General features: G+C 29.4%; 21 protein-coding genes and 1 pseudogene. 1 reads left to right on the top strand and 21 read right to left on the bottom strand.

What is annotated here, in order from left to right:
• Positions 1–21 precede the first annotated feature (21 nt).
• The 13 genes from ACFIJ5_RS03785 to ACFIJ5_RS03725 all read right to left on the bottom strand — a co-directional run bounded on the left by ACFIJ5_RS03785 (position 22) and on the right by ACFIJ5_RS03725 (position 9,952).
• On the bottom strand, positions 22–843 hold the full coding sequence (locus tag ACFIJ5_RS03785; protein WP_379803977.1) for an SLAP domain-containing protein: 822 nt from the start codon (positions 841–843) through the stop codon (positions 22–24).
• A 135-nt stretch (positions 844–978) separates the two neighbouring features.
• The gene (locus ACFIJ5_RS03780) at positions 979–1,509 is read right to left on the bottom strand and encodes a VanZ family protein (RefSeq protein WP_379803975.1); all 531 of its coding nucleotides are present in this window, start codon (positions 1,507–1,509) and stop codon (positions 979–981) included.
• A gap of 73 nt (positions 1,510–1,582) precedes the next feature.
• Positions 1,583–2,308 carry a GntR family transcriptional regulator gene (locus ACFIJ5_RS03775; protein ID WP_379803973.1) on the bottom strand — a complete coding sequence of 242 codons (726 nt, stop codon included), beginning with the start codon at positions 2,306–2,308 and terminating at the stop codon, positions 1,583–1,585.
• 126 nt (positions 2,309–2,434) lie between these two features.
• Complete coding sequence (locus ACFIJ5_RS03770) at positions 2,435–4,192, bottom strand: class I mannose-6-phosphate isomerase (RefSeq protein WP_379803970.1); 1,758 nt, start codon at positions 4,190–4,192, stop codon at positions 2,435–2,437.
• A 21-nt stretch (positions 4,193–4,213) separates the two neighbouring features.
• Positions 4,214–4,771, bottom strand: coding sequence for a glucose-6-phosphate isomerase family protein (locus ACFIJ5_RS03765; protein ID WP_379803968.1), 558 nt, complete (start codon positions 4,769–4,771; stop codon positions 4,214–4,216).
• Positions 4,772–4,784: 13 nt separating this feature from the next.
• Positions 4,785–5,564: a glucose-6-phosphate isomerase family protein gene (locus tag ACFIJ5_RS03760; RefSeq protein WP_379803966.1), complete on the bottom strand. Its 780-nt coding sequence runs from the start codon at positions 5,562–5,564 to the stop codon at positions 4,785–4,787.
• Positions 5,565–5,579: 15 nt separating this feature from the next.
• Complete coding sequence (locus tag ACFIJ5_RS03755; protein WP_379803963.1) at positions 5,580–5,912, bottom strand: hypothetical protein; 333 nt, start codon at positions 5,910–5,912, stop codon at positions 5,580–5,582.
• On the bottom strand, positions 5,909–6,160 hold the full coding sequence (locus ACFIJ5_RS03750; RefSeq protein WP_379803960.1) for a hypothetical protein: 252 nt from the start codon (positions 6,158–6,160) through the stop codon (positions 5,909–5,911). The genes ACFIJ5_RS03755 and ACFIJ5_RS03750 overlap by 4 nt, the downstream gene beginning before the upstream one ends.
• A 61-nt stretch (positions 6,161–6,221) precedes the next feature.
• Positions 6,222–7,043 (bottom strand): PTS system mannose/fructose/sorbose family transporter subunit IID, encoded by an 822-nt coding sequence (locus tag ACFIJ5_RS03745; RefSeq protein WP_379803958.1) that lies wholly within the window; start codon positions 7,041–7,043, stop codon positions 6,222–6,224.
• Between the two features lies 1 nt (position 7,044).
• Entirely contained in the window at positions 7,045–7,860 is an 816-nt protein-coding gene (locus ACFIJ5_RS03740; protein ID WP_379803955.1) for a PTS mannose/fructose/sorbose/N-acetylgalactosamine transporter subunit IIC, read from the bottom strand.
• Between the two features lie 26 nt (positions 7,861–7,886).
• The gene (locus tag ACFIJ5_RS03735; RefSeq protein WP_379803953.1) at positions 7,887–8,375 is read right to left on the bottom strand and encodes a PTS system mannose/fructose/N-acetylgalactosamine-transporter subunit IIB; all 489 of its coding nucleotides are present in this window, start codon (positions 8,373–8,375) and stop codon (positions 7,887–7,889) included.
• Between the two features lie 12 nt (positions 8,376–8,387).
• Entirely contained in the window at positions 8,388–8,807 is a 420-nt protein-coding gene (locus tag ACFIJ5_RS03730; RefSeq protein WP_379803951.1) for a PTS sugar transporter subunit IIA, read from the bottom strand.
• Positions 8,808–9,121: 314 nt separating this feature from the next.
• Positions 9,122–9,952 carry a DL-endopeptidase inhibitor IseA family protein gene (locus tag ACFIJ5_RS03725; protein ID WP_379803948.1) on the bottom strand — a complete coding sequence of 277 codons (831 nt, stop codon included), beginning with the start codon at positions 9,950–9,952 and terminating at the stop codon, positions 9,122–9,124.
• A 227-nt stretch (positions 9,953–10,179) separates the two neighbouring features.
• Between ACFIJ5_RS03725 and ACFIJ5_RS03720 the strand changes: the two genes are divergently transcribed.
• Complete coding sequence (locus ACFIJ5_RS03720; RefSeq protein WP_379803945.1) at positions 10,180–11,874, top strand: methyl-accepting chemotaxis protein; 1,695 nt, start codon at positions 10,180–10,182, stop codon at positions 11,872–11,874.
• A 320-nt stretch (positions 11,875–12,194) separates the two neighbouring features.
• On the opposite strand, the gene ACFIJ5_RS03715 is transcribed toward ACFIJ5_RS03720, so the two are convergent.
• From ACFIJ5_RS03715 to galE, 8 genes and pseudogenes are all read right to left on the bottom strand, one after another.
• Positions 12,195–12,503 carry a DUF2442 domain-containing protein gene (locus ACFIJ5_RS03715; protein ID WP_379803942.1) on the bottom strand — a complete coding sequence of 103 codons (309 nt, stop codon included), beginning with the start codon at positions 12,501–12,503 and terminating at the stop codon, positions 12,195–12,197.
• A gap of 12 nt (positions 12,504–12,515) precedes the next feature.
• A pseudogene (locus ACFIJ5_RS03710) lies at positions 12,516–12,656 on the bottom strand (DUF4160 domain-containing protein); the annotation flags it as partial.
• Positions 12,657–12,865: 209 nt separating this feature from the next.
• Positions 12,866–13,549 carry a YARHG domain-containing protein gene (locus ACFIJ5_RS03705; protein ID WP_379803939.1) on the bottom strand — a complete coding sequence of 228 codons (684 nt, stop codon included), beginning with the start codon at positions 13,547–13,549 and terminating at the stop codon, positions 12,866–12,868.
• Between the two features lie 163 nt (positions 13,550–13,712).
• The gene (locus ACFIJ5_RS03700; protein ID WP_379803936.1) at positions 13,713–14,171 is read right to left on the bottom strand and encodes a VanZ family protein; all 459 of its coding nucleotides are present in this window, start codon (positions 14,169–14,171) and stop codon (positions 13,713–13,715) included.
• Positions 14,172–14,271: 100 nt separating this feature from the next.
• Positions 14,272–14,901 (bottom strand): transposase, encoded by a 630-nt coding sequence (locus ACFIJ5_RS03695; RefSeq protein ID WP_379803933.1) that lies wholly within the window; start codon positions 14,899–14,901, stop codon positions 14,272–14,274.
• 170 nt (positions 14,902–15,071) lie between these two features.
• A complete protein-coding gene (locus ACFIJ5_RS03690) occupies positions 15,072–16,460 on the bottom strand; it encodes a UDP-glucose dehydrogenase family protein (protein ID WP_379803930.1) in 1,389 nt (462 codons plus the stop codon).
• Between the two features lie 28 nt (positions 16,461–16,488).
• On the bottom strand, positions 16,489–17,520 hold the full coding sequence (locus ACFIJ5_RS03685; RefSeq protein WP_379803927.1) for an NAD-dependent epimerase: 1,032 nt from the start codon (positions 17,518–17,520) through the stop codon (positions 16,489–16,491).
• Between the two features lie 204 nt (positions 17,521–17,724).
• Positions 17,725–18,717, bottom strand: coding sequence for a UDP-glucose 4-epimerase GalE (gene galE / locus ACFIJ5_RS03680; RefSeq protein WP_379803925.1), 993 nt, complete (start codon positions 18,715–18,717; stop codon positions 17,725–17,727).
• Positions 18,718–18,752: the final 35 nt, after the last annotated feature.

Below are 18,752 nucleotides of genomic sequence, written 5' to 3'. Positions count from 1 at the left end.
ATAAAGTACTAAGCTTTATTTTTAAACTTCAAATTTAACTGTCCACTTTTCGAAATTAAAATCTCCAGGTAATCTCTGTTCTTTTAAGAATACAAATTCTCTTACTGTAGCTTTGTATGGATTAATTTGAACATTAATATTTTCAAATACTCCTTTAGTTGCTAATTTTCCTTCAGCATCATATATTGTAACAGGAAGTTTTCCAAGTTCTACTGCTTTGTTTGTACCATTTCTCATTATTAAAGTCACACCTAAACTTCCATCTTCCTCTTCTTTTACATAAAAAGTACTTATACTAAAATCTCCATCTTTTAATTTAGGAAGATCATTTACATATTGTTGAAGCATCTCCCTTTTATCTTCTGCAATATCTTCTGGTAAATCCTCTAATTGTACTTTTACATATCTTATAGCCTTAATTCTAGAATCAAAAACTATTTTCCAATCATCTTGTGGTATTTCATCCACATTTACATTTTCTTTGTCAAAATAGATTTTCCAAGGTCTTACTGAATGAGCTGGTATCTTACCCATCTCTTTCAAATCAAAAATTTGACTTGCTAAAACCTCATCTTTAGAATTTACTATATCAAAAGGCACCTTTTCTAAATTAATAGGTTTTGTTAAACCATTTCTTATATAAATACTCAATTCATATTTATCTCCTATATCATAGATATAAGCAGCACTTACATTTATATCTCCCTCTTTTATAGGAGGTAAATCTTTTATTTCATCTTCTATAAATTCCTTTTGGAAATCAGAAACAACATTCTCTTGTTTGGGATGAAGTGAAAGTTCTGTATCTACAACAGGCCTGTCCTTTTTAACGCTATTTTCCATTTTAATCCTCCATTCATATATAATGAATAATTAATACATAAATATGCCATGTAGTGTACTAAATTACAACTAATATAAGTATATCATTAACTAGTAAAATTTTAAAGAATATAACGCAGTTTTTGAATTTCCATTTTATTCATGTAATTTTACTTTTTTATTATATTTTACTTTATTAACAAAAATATTTATCAAACTAAAAATACCATTTATAAGAGTTATAAATACCGCTCCTGAAAAATCAATTAAAATATCTGCAACCTTTGAAGTTCTTTGTAGAACAAAACTTTGATGAAATTCATCTAAAACTGCATACATAAGACATATAAATAGTACATAGACAATTCTATGTTTACTATTAAATCCTATAAAACTAAAAAACATATATACTAATATAGCTAAAATCATATACTCAGAGAAATGTGCAAATTTTCTAATGACAAAATTCACTACACTTAAATCATTCTTAAATCTATATTTTGTGTTTTTTTCTAACTTAACTTTAATCTTGTTAAGTGTTTCATGAGAAAAATTTTCCTTAATACTAATTGCTATTTTATAACTCATAGAATTAGATTTATTTCCATCTTTAGATGAATTCAAAAATATAAAGCTCATCCAAATAACTGTAATCACCACAAAAATAAATACTGCAGCTCTTTTCATCGTCCTCACCTCCTGGAAAATTTTGCACCCCTGGGGTCCTTCCATATTTTGGACCCCAGGGGTGCTTCCATATTTATCCTATTTCAACTATATACTTATATCTATCCGCTCTATAATAACAAATAGAATACTCTAAATTATTTCCATGATTGTCAAATGATATCCTTGTTCTCTTCAATATAGGAATACCCTTTTCTATTTCTAGATGTTTACTAACATTTATATTTGATGCTGATGCCTCAAAAGATTCTTTTACTTTAGCAGCTGATATGTTATTTCTTTTATTCAAAAGCTCATATAATGAACCACAATATTCTTCTTCCTCTAAAGGTAAATTTAATTCCCTTCTTAAATATGTTACAAAAACTGCTATAGGCTTGTTATCAGCATATCTTAATCTTTCAATTTTATATACTTCTTCACCTTCATTTATGCTTAACTTTTTCGATATAACTTTATTAGCTTTTACCATACTAACTTCTATAACTTTTGTTGAGGGCTCAAAACCTCTCATTTTCATCTCTTCTGTAAAACTCATTATTCTACTTAAAGACTCTTCTATTTTATTAAATATAACTGTAGTTCCTTTTCCTCTAGTTCTTGAAAGATATCCCTCATTAACAAGCTCATTTATTGCTTGTCTTACTGTTATTCTACTAACATTAAAAAATTGTTGAAGTTCAAGCTCAGATGGAAGTATATCTCCCGGCAAATATTCTTCGTCTTCTATTCTTTTTCTTAATATTTCCTTTATTTGATAATATAATGGAGAGGCTCCTTTACTATAATCTAGTTCCAATATATCACCTCTTTCTTCCTAGATTTAAAATACATCTATATACATTTTATCAGTTTCAAGCTTATATATCTAGTTTTTACTAAAATTTTATATATTACTTATTTTTCACCTGCTAAGCTTAAATTGTTAGCATCTTACATATGCTTTTAAAACCCCTATTTTCTCTCCTTTACTTTTTTCTGTAGGTTTTATAGTATATTCTGAAACAGCTGCTGGTATAATAAATGTTTCTGCATAGTGAACTATAAAAGGTTCAAACTTATTATCAGTACTTTCAACTACAGCTTCATCACCTTCTACAAGATTTAATACATTAACTACTCCATTAGTATTTAATTTTATCTCTTCTTTAGACCAAAATCTTCTAGTTTCAATAAATTCAAGCTCATGTAACCCTGTTCTTTCTTCTTTAACTTTACTATCATCTTTTATGAGTTCTATTCTATTTACTAAATTATCTTTTACCCACTCTGTAGTTCTATCCCACTGTATTACCTTTTTTCCATGATTTAAGTGTATAGGCCTTGGAATCCCATCTAAACCTACTCTTCCCCAATCCCAAAGTTTAAAAGTAAATATATATGGTGTTGCACTAATTTCAAGCACCATAGCATTTTTACCTGAACAATGAATTGTTCCTGCTGGTATTAAGAAATGATCATGTTTTTTAGCTGGAAACTTATTTATATATCTATCTGCATCAAAAGAAAACCCTGGCTTTTGAGCTTGTTCTAAATCGTTTATCATTCCATCTTTACTAATTCCATTCTTTACTCCTAAATAAACACAAGCGTCTTCTTCTGCATCTAAAATATAATAACTTTCATCTTGAGTATACTGCATTCCAAAGTTTTCTTTAATATACTGAGTAACTGGATGTACCTGTAGACTTAAATTTCCTCCTCCAATTGTATCAAGGAAATCAAACCTTATTGGAAACTCCGCTCCAAACCTAGAATAAACCTTTTGCCCTAATAATTCTTTTGGTTTATAAAGAACAGCATTAATTGCAGGAACTTCTATTCTCACATCACCATATTTCAAATACAAACTATTTTCTTCTGGCACTCCATCAAAAGACCAAGCAAAATTTTCTTTGCTTTTGTCCAAATCACATACCTGTTTCATCCATTGTCCACCCCATACTCCTGGATCAAAATATGGTACAAGTCTAAATGGACGACTTACTGTTTCAATTAATCCTTGCCTAAAAGCATCTCCACTAATCATTTTAGGATTATCATATATATTAGTATCTAATAAATAATCTATACTATCATACAAAGTTTTTTTGTGTCTATCTGCAATTCTCCATTCTATAAAAAATGATCTCTTATATTTTTTCAAAATATCTTCATCAAAGTTGCTTACCTTATAGTTTCCTAATTCTTTTTTTCTATACCTTTGTTGAATTTCCCATCTTGCCAAATCTAAATAAACTAATGTATCACCTTTAGTAATTTTACTTGCAAAAGCACCATAAACAAGCACTATCCCCTGTTCTATCTTGTCCAAACTTTTCTTTGCTTCCAAAAGCTTTTCTTCATCAACAAAATCATCTACTTCTCCATAGTACATTATTCCAAAAACTCTATCATCAGTTAAATTTCTCTTTATTAATTTTGTCATTGTTTCTCCATCATACAAAATATCTTCACTTTTTATAACAAGAGTAGGATTTAATCCCTCAATAAATGCATTTAACACCTCTTCATCTCTAACTCCAGGATAACAATCCAAAGTTATGATGTACTTATTATTATCCACTTTACTTTTAATTTCATTTATTATATCACTGTATCCTACCCAAACTTTATCCTCAAACCCCTTTACAATCACTTCAGGTTCTTTATCATAATTAGGAATTCTCTCTTTGTAATTCATAAATTTTCCTCCTTTGTGTCCTTATCTAGCGACTAATTGAATTTCTCCATTATTATTAAATACTCTATAAGGGAACTCCTTATCCTCAATAGATTTGTAATCATGTCCTGATACAGTTGGCCAACATGCTCCAACCTTTAATACTTCATTACCCGTATTTATAATTCTATGAGCTAATTCTCCATCAATATGATGTAATGAACCCTTAGAAATTTTTTCTGCCCACATCTCTCCATCTTTATTCATTAGAAGCAGCAAGCCCTCCCCCTGTAGTCCAAAATAAAACTCTGCACAATTTAAATCTTCATGAAAATGCCCTCTTGTCATATTACATTCATCCTTTATATAAACAGGATTCATAACTGTAAGTCCCCAAAATAAATTACCTTTCTTATCTTCATCTCCTTTACCATAAGAATGAACTTCATACATAATAGTACCTGAATCATTCAATTCCTCATCTTCATATTTATAAAGATTCTTTACATCTTTTAAATACTTCTTGTAGTGCTTAACTTCATCACCTTCTAAAATTCCTTCAGGCATTTTATGGTATACTTTCGGATCTATTATTTTCATTAAATTTATCCTCCTATGGATTGAAATCATCCCACTTTTCTTTAGTTTTTTCTGGATGAGATACAATTAAAAATTTATCTGGATTCTCTTGAAACTGAGAATAAATAGGAACTCCTTTTTCTATAGAAAATTCTTTATATTCTCTTGCTTTTTTTATAATTATCTCTGTCTCTTCATAATTTTCATTGTGAATCCATTCTATTTGTTCTTGGTCATTAAATACTGGGAAATAAGCTAATCCCTTATGCTGTCTTATTTCATCATAATCAAAGCCAAAATCTCTAACACACCACGCCCCAAAAGTTAATGGAACTTCTGGATTTAAACTTACTGTATAATGAGCAAAGTAAGGTGGAACTATCACAACATCACCTTGCTTTGCGTAGATTGCATAACATTTTCCTGGATTATCTTTTGTGCTTTCTTGCATATAAATTACTGCGTCTCCCTGCCATATTTCATATACCTCTGCAGTAGAACTACCACAAGATTTTGATACCGAATGTACATGTCCTTGTGATCTTACTGGCTCATTTCCCAATTTTCCTGCAGCATAAGTTACTACTCCAAACAATAAATCTCTTTTAATCATATCTTCCTTATCTTCTTCAATCCCTACATCCATTGCTATTGAATATACAATATCAGGGCCAGTGCACATTGGATCTTTTAAACTCTTTCTGATATCATCTAATCTTCTATTTTCAACTTCAGGGCCAAAAACACCATCACCATATACAAAACCAAATGGATCATAAGTCGGTTTTATATTAAATCCTGGATAAAAATCCATTATCATCCCTCCAGACTAAAAAAATTTTTCTATAATCAAAAATATTATCACCGTAACAATCAAAGGTGCCATCAAGATAAATAAATAGGTATTAGAAAGCTTATTTACTGTTTTATCCCATTTTTCTTTGTTGAACCACATACTATCATCATCTTTTACTATTACAAAATCATCTTTTATAAGATTCTCTAAAAGATACTTCTTTTCTCCATGTGGAATACTTAAATCTATATCATCATAAAAAATACTGTTATTTTCACTTATCGCTTTTTTATTTATAAAAATATCAATAATTAGTCTGTTATGGCTTTTCTTCGATTTGGATTTTACGCCACTGTTATTCATCACTTTTGATACTCCTTTATAATATTTAATATGTGTTTTTTCATAGGTCTTATTGATACTAATAAAACTAAGAATAAAAATATAAACACTATACTTAAAATCATAAAAATTACTGAAAATTTCATATTCATTTTATCCATAATAAAGTAACCAGTTAATGCTAAACAAGATATTATTCCCAAAAATATAATAGACTTTTTAATCCTTAAAAACATGTTATATTTCTTTAAAATTTCTTGTTTTTTATCCATAATCTCACCCTTTATAATTTATTGAGATTGAGACAAAATATCTCAATCTCAATATATAATTTTAGAAGAATTTCACAGCTACACCCACTGCTGCTAGTCCAATAAGAACCGCCATAACTTTAAGTGGAGACATTTTTTTCTTTGACATTAAGAACCAACAAAATACAACTAATAATAATGGAAGTATCTTTGGAAATATCCCATTTAAAACATCCATAACAACAATCTCTTTGTTACCACCTGTTGGAAACTTCAATGCGGTTGATACATTTACATATGAAGCTGCAACACCACCCACTACTATAGAACCTAATAAATTAAAGGATTCACGAGCACGTTGAGCTGCCTCGCCTACAATTAAATCCACAGATTTCGTACCAAGCTTATAACCTTTAAGGAAAACAAAGTAGCTAAGAGCTGTGATTGTAGTTAAATAAGTTATTATATAAAATATTGGTCCCATAGGATTTCCATTCTGAGACAATCCCATAGCTATTGAGATAAGAAGTGGGATATACATACCAGGTATCATAGCATCTCCAATACCTGCTAAAGGTCCCATAAGCCCTATTTTTATACCATTTATAATTTCGTCATCAATATCAGCACCATTTGCACGTTCTTCTTCTAATCCACATACTATACCGTTTATTACCGAACCTAATTGTGGCTCAGTATTATAAAATGCTGAATGTCTTTTTAACGCTTTTAATTCTTCTTCTTTATTATCACCATATAATTTCTTTATTACTGGAATCATTGATACAGCAAATCCAAAAGATTCTAACCACTCAAATGACATAGAACTTAAATTTCCAGTGTACCATGACCACCAAGATTTTCTCAGGGTAGTCTTATCTAACTTTTTAATTTTTTCTCCCATATTATAATTCCTCCTCTTCTTCTGAAGAATTGTTAGTTGCCATTGCAGGTTTAGCTGTATATCTAAAGTTTAAGAATGCAAAGAATGCTCCTATTATTGCTAAAGAAATCATGTTTATTTTTAATGAAGCTATTAGAACAAAACCAAATAAGAAATATATTAGCTCAAAGTCTTTTTTAGTTACCTGTCTTAAAAGTATAGCAACCCCAACTGCTGGTAGCATTCCACCTAATGCTGTAAGCATACGCATTGTGAAAGATGTAACTGGGAAAAAGTTTATTATATTTGTAGCTATAGATGAACCATAATATACAACTACAAATGTTGGAATGACACGTAATAAGAAATTAGTCAACTGTGGTCCTACATAGTGATTGAATTTCAATCCTTTTAAATCGCCTTTGTCTACACAATCTACTGCTTTATGATTCCAGTATGAGTTTATTAACATCATGAAGTTAAAGAATATTGTACCAACAGCTCCTACTGCAGTTGCTATAGCTACAGCAGACTCAACAGTAGCGCCTCCTTTAACAGCCATAACACCAAGAGAAACACCTATATAGGCTGCTGCATTTAAATCCTGAGGCATTTGTCCACCTGGTGTAACAAGAGCAATATAAACAACTTGAACTGCAACCCCAACAATAACACCAGTAGTCACATCTCCTAAAATAAGACCAATTAAAAGTCCAGATACTATAGGTCTACTAAGTACATACCAACCTCCTGTTAAGCCAAAGAACCACGGAACTGAAAGTGAGCCTAAGTAAGCAAAAATTGAAATTAATAAGACTTGAATAACATTTAGATCCATATTTTTTCCTCCTTATATTTTTATTTCTATAAAAATTTTTTTCTTACGTTACTCCATAAAACACTTTTTGCATCTGGTACAAGTCTAAAGTCTACTTCATATCCCTTGCTGAAAATCTTTTCAAATGCCTTTATTTCCTCAGATGTTATATCTGCATTATTATTTATATTTACAGTTCCCTCCCGTGCACTTTGTGGACCAACATTTACTTTTTTAACTCCAGTATCTAAATTGCTGTCTACAAGTATTTTTGCCATAGTTATAGGATCTTTCGTTATTAAAAAATATTTTTTATCACTTTTTACTGCTTGCTCCATTTTTCCTAAAAATTGTTCAAAACTAAATATAAATGTTTTCTTTCCTGAAGCCGCTTTTAATGCAGTTTTTAAAACTGGATTGCCTGCAGCAGCATCATTAACAGCTATTATTCCATCACATGGATTTTCCATTGCCCATCTTGTAACTACCTGTCCATGAATTATTCTGTCATCTATTCTTATAAAAGTAATTGCCATAATTATTTCCTCCTATAAATCATCATTTTCATCATCTTCTAATTGGAATTTTCCAATACCATCTTTTGAAGCTTCTATAATTTCTTCAACTTCCTTATCACTAATTTCGTTTTCAATAAATAATAAAGATAAAAGCATAGGTAGATTTAACCCTGAAATAATCTTTGATTTACCAAGCAAATTCTTTTCTGAAAGCAGTGTAGTAGTTGTGGTAAAAGGCGAACCACCTTTTAAATCTGCAAGCACAATTATTTGTTCTGAATCCTTTATTTTTTCAATAAGTCCATTTAATTTTTCTTTAAAAGATTGTATTCCCATATTTTTCTCTAAACATACATAATTCGTATTTTCTAAATTTCCATAAATCATACTTGCTGCTTCAAATACACCTTTAGCCATAGTTCCATGACTTACAATAATAATATTCTTCAACGTACCCCCTCCTTATCATTAGTTATTTTTACAATATACAAAAATCTTTTAGTTCTTCCCTCATATAACTGTTTTTCCCATTATTCCATATATTATTCTGATATATATTGTAACATTATAATGTTATATCATTATAATTTATTATAAATTCAATACGTTTACATGTCAAGCTGATTTATATTAAATTTTCAAAAAACTTTGTCAATTTTGTCGAAAGTTAATGGTGTTTTTACTAAAAAAAGGCTGTTGATAATTTATATTTATCAACAGCCTGAAGTACTACAACTTATATTACTTTAAATCTCTTAACTCTATTATATCTCTCCAAAAGTTCCTTCATAATGATCAATATATTTTTTCCCATTGCTATTAATTATTTTATAATTTTTAGAATATGGGCCATCACCACAATCAGCATTCACACTTAAAGTCACATATATTTGATTTCCTCTTGTCTCTTTTTTAGTTATTTTTGCTTTTAATATTTCGTATTTAATCCCAATATCTCCAACTTTTTCACAATAATCTTTTTCTATATACTTTGCATCTACAAATTTTAATAATCTATTTATTTCATTCTGTGTTAATACTCCATTTAGATAATTATTTAATTTTTGCGGACTATTTAAATCATCACTAAATTTAATATAGCATCCTCCATCACATTCTAAAGTATCTCCTTTTCTTGCATGAAGAACCTTATGTATTCTATATTGAGCATTATTTATAAGTTGTAGAATTTCTTCATCACGTGGTGTATTAGACTGCTTTGGTGAATTTTTTGGTGAGTTTTCTACAGCTTTTTTTACGTTATTATTTTTCTTTACATTATTATTTTTCTTTATACTATTATTGGTATCAACATTTTTAGTTGACGAATTCATTATACTTGTTTTTTTAGTTTCTGTATGTTTTTCTTCTTCTGCAGGTGTTACACTATCTTTTGATGCCACTTCTATATCATGTTTTGATTCTTGTGTATCATGCTTTGGTTGTGACTTTGAATCTGATGCAACTTTTGTAGAATTCTTTTCTGTTGACTTGTCAGCCAAATTAGAATTCACTTTAACTACTTTTAGTGCTACTGCACAAATAAAAAGTATAACAACAATAGAAACAATACTTAATGTCAATTTCTTTTTCATATCTATAAAATCTCCTTTGCTTGGAAATATCCATTAATCATTATACACTTTCTTTATTTTTTTTCAACACCACACCAAAATACTCCTTGCCTCTGGAAAAATTTACACCCCAGGGGTACTTCCAAAATTTGGACCCCAGGGGTACCATAAAGATTCATCAAAATATATCGATATATATTATATAAAGATTCAGAAAATTAAGCCTTTGTTGTAAAAGGAGGAAAACTATGAAGCTTAAATTAAATCACAAAATTTTTCTTATGGTATTATCCATAATAATTGTATTGAGTATAGGTACACTTTCATTTACTTATTATGAATTAAGTGTTGCCTTTAACTCAAAAATTGACGAACAGTTAAAATCTAACACTGAATTAGCATTAGATGTAATTAATGAAAAATATTCAGGTAATTGGAAAGTAGAAGGTAATAAACTTTACAAAGGAGAAAAGTTAATAAATGGAAATAATGAAGTTCTAGATTCTATAAGAAATAAAACAAATGCACATGTAACTATATTTTTAAATGATACTAGAATTTCTACTACAGTTCTTGATAATGGTAAAAGAGCCATTGGTACTACAGCATCTAAAGAAGTTGTAGATAAAGTATTAAATAATAAAAACGAGTATCATGGACAAGCGGTTGTCGTCGGTGATAAATATGAAGTTAACTATATACCTATAAAAAATCAAAATGAAGAAGTTATAGGAATGTTCTTTATGGGAATAGAAAGAACTCAAATTAATAGTCAAATAATGAAAATTATACTTATAATTTCAGGAATTACACTAGCTGTAATTATTATAGCTTTAATTATAGTATCTTTTGTTACAAAGAATATGGTAACGCCTCTGCAAGCTTCAATAAATCATTTTAAAGGAGTTTCAAATGGAGATTTAACACAAGAAGTTCCTGAAATTTATTTACAAAGATATGATGAAATTGGTGATTTAGCAAGAGGGATAGATAATATGCAGTCGAATGTTAAAGATATGCTTTTAAGTGTAAAAGATAATTCTGAAAAAATTGATGTAGAAATGGAAGGATTATCAGCTGCTACAGAGGAACTTTCAAGTTCTACAGAAAATGTAGCACACTCTATACAAGATGTAGCTAAAGGTTCTGCAGACCAATCTGAAAAATTAATGGATATTAGCAATATATTGGATAAATTTAATGGTGTAGTAGAAAAAATGTTAGATACAGTTGCAACCATACATTCTACTTCAAAAGATGTTAACTCTAAAGCAAAAGATAGTAATGAAAAAATGAAAGAACTCACACAATCTGTTGAAACAATGAAACAAGCATTTAAAACTTTTGCAAGTAAAATAAATACTCTTGGAAACGAAATAGGTAAAATTGATGAAATAACTGAAGTTATTAATAGCATTGCAGATCAAACAAATCTTTTAGCTTTAAACGCAGCTATAGAAGCTGCCCGTGCAGGTGAAAGTGGAAAAGGGTTTGCAGTAGTAGCAGAAGAAATTAGAAAACTGGCAGAACAAAGTAAAGCATCTTCTGAAAATATAAATGTAATTATAAAGGGTGTATCAAAAGAAACAGGTGAAATAATAGGTGTTTCAAAAAATATGGATAAGGAATTTAATAATCAAGAGAATGTAATTGAAACTACTTTGTATTCTTTTAAAGAGATAATAGATTCTATTGAAGATTTAATTCCTAAAATTGTGTCTGTAAATTCTTCAGGAGATGAAGTAAAGAATTATGGAAAATTAATTGTGTCTGATGTAGAAAATATAGCAGCAATCTCTGAAGAAACATCTGCAGCATCAGAGGAAATTGCAGCATCATCACAAGAGATGAATGCAACCTGTGAAGAGACAGCAGCTACTGCCGAGCATTTAAGCGGCATGACTAAAGAAATGATGTCCAAGGTAGAAAAGTTCAAGCTGTAAACAATAATGCTACGCTCCGATAAATGATATTTTGCTACAAAACCGTTAACTGCATAAAGTAATTCTAAGCCCTAAAAATTTAACATTGCTAAAAAACTCAAACTCGCTACACTCAAACAATGAGTTTTTCTTAACGCAATGTTAAATTTTTAGAGCAAGAATTACTAATTATTTGTTAAAATGGTTTTTACGCAATATATCATTTATCTGCGCTAAGTATTATTCTTATTCCAAACTGTTTACCTTTAGAAAATTTACACCCCAGGGGTGCTGACATATTTTGGACCCCTGGGGTGATTAAAATTTATATTGCTACTTTCTTAATGATCCTGACCTTTTGAATGAAATAATTCTAATGGTTCTTCAACTTCTGGCAATTTATATAGTTCGAATGGATCTATATCCAAACATTCAGTTGTATCATAATTTCCACTAATATCCCAAGCTAGTGTTCCATTTAAAACAGTACATCTATCTACAAACATTTTCTTATCTTGTAGTTGCTTAAAAATTCCTTTTTTTATCAATTCCGAAGCATTAAAAAGTCTTATAGAACCATCATCAAAGTAAACATATACCTCATAATTATTAGTTGGTATTACTTGGATAACTTCTGGAAAATAATCCATAAAACTCCTCCTTTATGATAGTGGTGATATTTTATTAAGTCTTTCATGTAATCGTGCTAATTCCCAATTCTGCATTAATTCATCTTTATGCAATTCAGCCCAAGCTAATACTAATTTCAATTGACGTTTTGGTAACATTCCCTTTAAAACTTTTACATTAATTATCTCTTTATTTTTATTATATTATAAATTTTTACATTATTATAGAGTTTTTTAATTATTTTATACTCCACTGCCTTTTTATACTTATTAATAGTTTTACCATAATTAAAATGTTCACCACTATAAAAAGTGCTTTTTTTAATTTAAATTTGCACCCCAGGGTTCCTTCCATTTTTTGGACCCCTGGGGTGCTTCCATAACTATTTGGCTTTTCTAATACTGTTTAAGACTTTGATATTTTTGAGTTCAAAGTCATTAAACTCACTTTCCTCAACATAACTTTTTACTCCAATGTACCAAGTTTTGTTTGAGAAATAATCTACCCACTGTTTTTCAGTAAATTTATATCCATACTTAGCATAAATCTCATTTATTAATAATTGAATTTGATGTTTATCTAACTTTGAAAAATCTTCAGCCTTTAAATAAGTTTCACTTAACGCAGGACAAACATATTCATTATCTGGACAATTAAAATTATATAAATTTGAAGAATCATCTGCCTCTTCATTTGTTACTACATCATCTGTATTCTTGTCTTCTTTAGTAACTTCACCATCTTTATCACTATCTTTTAAATTATCCTTTTTACTTTCTTCTCTCTTATTGGACTTATCTTGACTTTTAGTCGTTATAGTTTGATTATCTTTAACCTCTTTAGGTTTATTCATGTTAGAAAACCATAAGTATCCTCCACCAAAAGCAATTATAGCAGCTAAAACTATTATCATAATTACAAGAAATTTATTCTCTCCAATACTAGATGTATTATTGTTATCATCATCATCATTTTGTATGTTTTGTGAACCATTAAGTCTTTCTCCACATTTTCTACAAAATTTAGATTCATCTTTGTTTTCAGTTCCACATTTACGACAAAACACTTTACGCCCTCCTTATCTGTAACTTTCATTTAAAGATAAAATAACCTATTTTGCCAATTTTACCTTTAAATATTATATCATGCTTTGTAGAAAAATGCATATAGATTGGAAAAATTTACACCCCTGGGGTCCTTCCATATTTTGGACCCCAGGGGTGCTGCCATTAATTTCTTGATTTTCTTAAATGTTTGCAGTACTTAAATATATAGATTATTATAATGCCTATAATTATACCTATAGAATCTATGAAAACATCAGTAATTTTACCTGTTCGTCCATGTATAAAAAGTTGATGAAATTCATCTGTACATGCATATAATACTGTAAATATACAAACTTTAATCTTTTCATTTTTTAACTTGATTTTTCTAAAAGCATAATATAAAAGCATAAAAAGTATTAAGTATTCTGTTATATGTGCTGTCTTTCTTATTAAAAAATTTAAAAATTCATAATCACTTTGTTTTATCACTTCTATATTTAACTTATTTAAAACATCAACAATAAAATGATTGTTCTTAGAAGATTCCCTTCCAACCTGAGAAGAAAAAAGGAAAATAACAATCATCCATATTATAGCTGGTATAAAATATTTTACTTTTTTAATAAGCTTATATCTCATAATGCCGCTCCTTTTTATGTATGGTGCTTGTACCTGGAAATTTCTACACCCCTGGGGTCCTTCCATACACAATAAATATTATATACCATAGCACCCTTTCCTAAAACATAAATCCAGCATTTCTGTTGGATTTATATGCACTGCTTGCCGCTGGAAAATTTTGCACCCCTGGGGTACCCGCAGTAATAGCATTTTCCACAAATGTTCTATATTGCTTTCTTTTATTTAGTTCATTGAAATAATAAAAAATTCTATCAGGTACTATTATTTTTTCTTGTTTTTTCCCTATATACATATTATAACTGCTCCACTTATATCTCTCTGGTTTCTTTACCATATTTGCTCTAACTGGGTTTAAATGAATATATCTGCTAACCTCAAGCATTTGTGCATCATTTTTAATAAACTCTTTATGGTATCTTCCCTGAAATAAATGCCCTATATAATCATATTTTTTATTAAAGTACTTTGCATATATTCCATTTACTCTTCCTATAAATTTTCCCGGAGGATTATCTTTAGTTTTAATTAATATATGTACATGATTGTCCATTAAACAGTAACATATTATTTCATATTGTTCATATCTAAAATAATACAAAGCCTCTTCCATCAATATTAAATAATGTTGAAAATCTTCTTCATCTCTAAATATATTGCTTTTGTGGTTTCCTCTTGCTGTCATATGACAACTAGCTCCTGGATACCAGGGCACTTTTCGTGTTGGCAAAGTATAAACCTCCTTTTTCATTGTTATTTTTGATTATTGCCAATCCTCCACATTTTACACATATATTTCACCACAAAAATCCAGCATTTCTCTGGAAAAATTTACACCCCAGGGGTCCTTCCATATTTTGGACCCCTGGGGTGCTTTTCTGAGGTGCTTTTCTATGCCGCCTATTCTTGTTCGGCGGCCACTTCCTTCATGGCTTCATTTTGTTGCATATTTGGTTGTGTTTTAATGCCTTGTCCTACTCCAAAATAATTAAACCCTTGTTTCTCCATCATAGGTTTCTTATAAATATTTCTAAAGTCAAAGAAATTTGGCTGCTTCAATAATTGTTTTGCTCTATCTAAATCAAGATTTCTGAATTGATTCCATTCAGTAATGATAACTAAAGCATCACTATCTTCCATAGCTTCATATTCATTTTCACAATAAGTAATTCTGTCATTTATATTCTCTAATCTCCATTTTGCTTCCTTATATGCTATTGGATCATATACTTTAAATCTAGCACCCATCTTCGCTAATTCATTTAATATAGTAATAGCTGGTGCTTCACGCATATCATCTGTATTAGGTTTAAAAGCCAATCCTAGTATTGCTAATTGTTTACCCTTTAAACTTCCTAATTCATTTTCAATCTTTTTAGCCATTAATACCTTTTGATACTCATTAGCTTCAACAGTTTTTTCAATTAAACTAACTGGAGAATGATATTGTTTTCCTATCTCTGCAAGTGCTAATGTATCTTTTGGAAAACATGATCCACCATATCCTGGACCTGCATGCAAGAATTTAGGACTTATTCTACCATCTCTACCCATTGCCTTTGCTACATCTTGAGCATTAGCTCCCACTTTTTCACAAAGATTTGCAACCTCATTTATATAAGTAATTTTCAAAGCTAAAAATGCATTTGAAGCATATTTAATCATTTCAGCTGTTTCAATATTTGTCTCAACAAATGGAGTTTCATTAATATACAATACACTATATACCTTTTTCATCATTTCCATAGCTCTATCTGATTCTGTACCAATAACAACTCTATCTGGGTGTGTAAAGTCATGTATGGCAGAACCTTCTCTTAAAAATTCTGGATTAGATACTACATCAAAATCATAATTAACTCCACGTTTATCTAATTCTTCCTTAATCCAAGCTTTTACCCTTTGACCAGTTCCTATAGGTACTGTACTTTTATCTACAATTACTTTATATTCGTTCATGTTTCTAGCAATATCTCTAGCAACAGCTTCAACATATTGAAGATCTGCACTTCCATCATCTGCTGGTGGTGTACCTACTGCTATAAATAAAACATCACATTTCTCAACAGCTTCTTTTATATTTGTAGTAAACCCTAATCTTTTATAATAAACATTTCTTTCTACAATAGGTTCAAGACCTGGCTCATAAATTGGTATACTACCTTTATGTAAAGCATCTATTTTTTTATTATCATTATCCACACAAACAATATTTAAACCAAAGTCAGACAAACAACTACCTGTAACAAGTCCAACATATCCTGTTCCTATAACTGCTATTTTACTCACTTCAAAGTCCCCCTTTAAAACCTTAAATCTATATTTGATAGTATTCTTTATACCACTTAACGAATTTACCCAATCCTTCTTCAATACTTGTGTTAGGTTTAAAATCTATATCTTTTGATAAATCAGAAACATCCGCATAGGTTCTTAGTACATCACCTGGCTGCATTGGCATATAATTTTTGTTAGCCTTTTTACCTATTTTATCTTCCAATACAAAAATAAATTTTTCTAATTTAACTGGCTGATTATTTCCAATGTTATATATCTTATATGGTGCAAAACTACTGCTAATATCATCCTTAGTTTCATCCCATGCATCATTACCTTTTGGTGCTAATGGAATAAGTTTATATATTCCTTCTACAATATCACCAACATATGTAAAGTCTCTTTCCATCTTTCCATGATTAAAAACATTGATAGTTTTGCCTTGTAAAATATTTTTGGTAAATGAAAAATAAGCCATATCAGGTCTTCCCCATGGACCATATACAGTAAAAAATCTAAGTCCAGTAGTTGGAATTCCATATAAATGACTATAAGTATGAGCCATTAATTCATTAGATTTTTTAGTTGCTGCATAAAGACTTACTGGATGATCTACATTATGATTAGTTGAAAATGGTGCAACTTTATTACCACCATATACTGAACTTGATGAAGCATATAATAGATGTTTTACTGGATTATGTCTACACGCTTCAAGTATGTTCATAAATCCAATAAGATTAGAATCCACATAAGCATATGGATTTTCAATTGAATAACGAACCCCTGCTTGAGCCCCTAAATTAATTACATAATCAAATTTGTATTTATCAAATAGCTTGTCTATGTTTTCTTTATCTTTTAAGTCAATTTTATGAAAAATAAAATTTTCATTCTTTTTCAACAAAGATAATCTACTTTCTTTAAGATTGACATCATAATAATCATTTATATTGTCAATCCCTACTACTTTATAATCTTTTTCTAGCAATAATGAAGCTAGATGAAAACCAATGAAGCCAGCCGCTCCTGTAATTAAAATTTTAGAATTTTTATTAATGTTTTTATTCATATGAAAAACTCCTTAAATATTTTATTTTTTAATGTATTATACTTGTAAACTACTATTCTTTTGAATTACTGCAATAATAAAAACAGTAGCTCAAATAGAACTACTGCTTTTATTATTTATTTGATATTTTAATTTAGTGATTATTTATGGAAATTTTTATATTTAACAAAGTTTTATCTTACTGGAATATTTTTTATTATTGATTTAATTTTTATCTTCATACCCATTTAGATGTTTTTTGTGCCAATTCCAAGCTGTTTCTATAATAGTTTCTAAAGAATTATATTGTGGATGCCAACCTAGTTCTTTTTTAGCTTTATCACTTGAAGCTATAAGAATAGCTGGATCTCCTTCTCTTCTTTCTGCAATCTCTGCTTTTATTTCTTTTCCAGTAACTTTTCTTGTAACTTCTACTACTTCTTTTACAGAAAAGCCCTTACCATTACCTAAATTATAGATAGCACTATCTCCACCATTTTTCATTTTTTCTAATGCTAAAAAATGAGCCGAAGCTAAATCACTTACATGGATATAATCTCTAACACAAGTTCCATCCTCAGTATCATAGTCCTCTCCAAAAATCATAATTTTTTCTCTCTGTCTTAATGCAACTTGAAGAATTATTGGGATCAAATGTGATTCTGGTCTGTGATCTTCTCCTATTTTGCCACTTATGTGAGCTCCCGCTGCATTAAAATATCTAAGAACCGTATACTTTATTCCGTAAGCTTTATTACACCATTTTAATATTTTTTCTACTGAAAGCTTCGACTCTCCATAAGGATTAGTTGGAAAAGTTTTATCACTCTCTAATATTGGAATATTTTCAGGTTCTCCATAAGTTGCTGCTGTAGAAGAAAATACTATGTATTTTACATTATAATCTTTCATAGCTTCTAATAAATTTATTGTAGAGCCTATATTATTTTCAAAATACTTTAATGGATTTTCCATACTTTCTCCAACTAAAGAATAAGCAGCAAAATCTATAACAGCTTCTATTTTATTTTCAGTAAATACTTTATCTAATATTTTTCTATCCTTTAAATCTCCTTTATAAACCTTTCCACCTAAAATTGCATCTTTATGTCCTTTTTCAAAGCTATCTAAAATTACTACTTCTTGTCCTTTTTCAATAAGATGAGCTACCATATGACTTCCTATGTAGCCAGCTCCTCCACAAACTAAAATCGACATAAAATTTCCTCCCTCTTAACAGAAACCATAACATT

Source organism: Haloimpatiens myeolchijeotgali (assembly GCF_042688525.2).
In the GTDB taxonomy this organism is placed as follows: domain Bacteria; phylum Bacillota; class Clostridia; order Clostridiales; family Clostridiaceae; genus Haloimpatiens.
The sequence above is the reverse complement of the archived record's forward strand: the minus strand, read 5'-3'. Positions and strand labels throughout refer to the sequence as shown.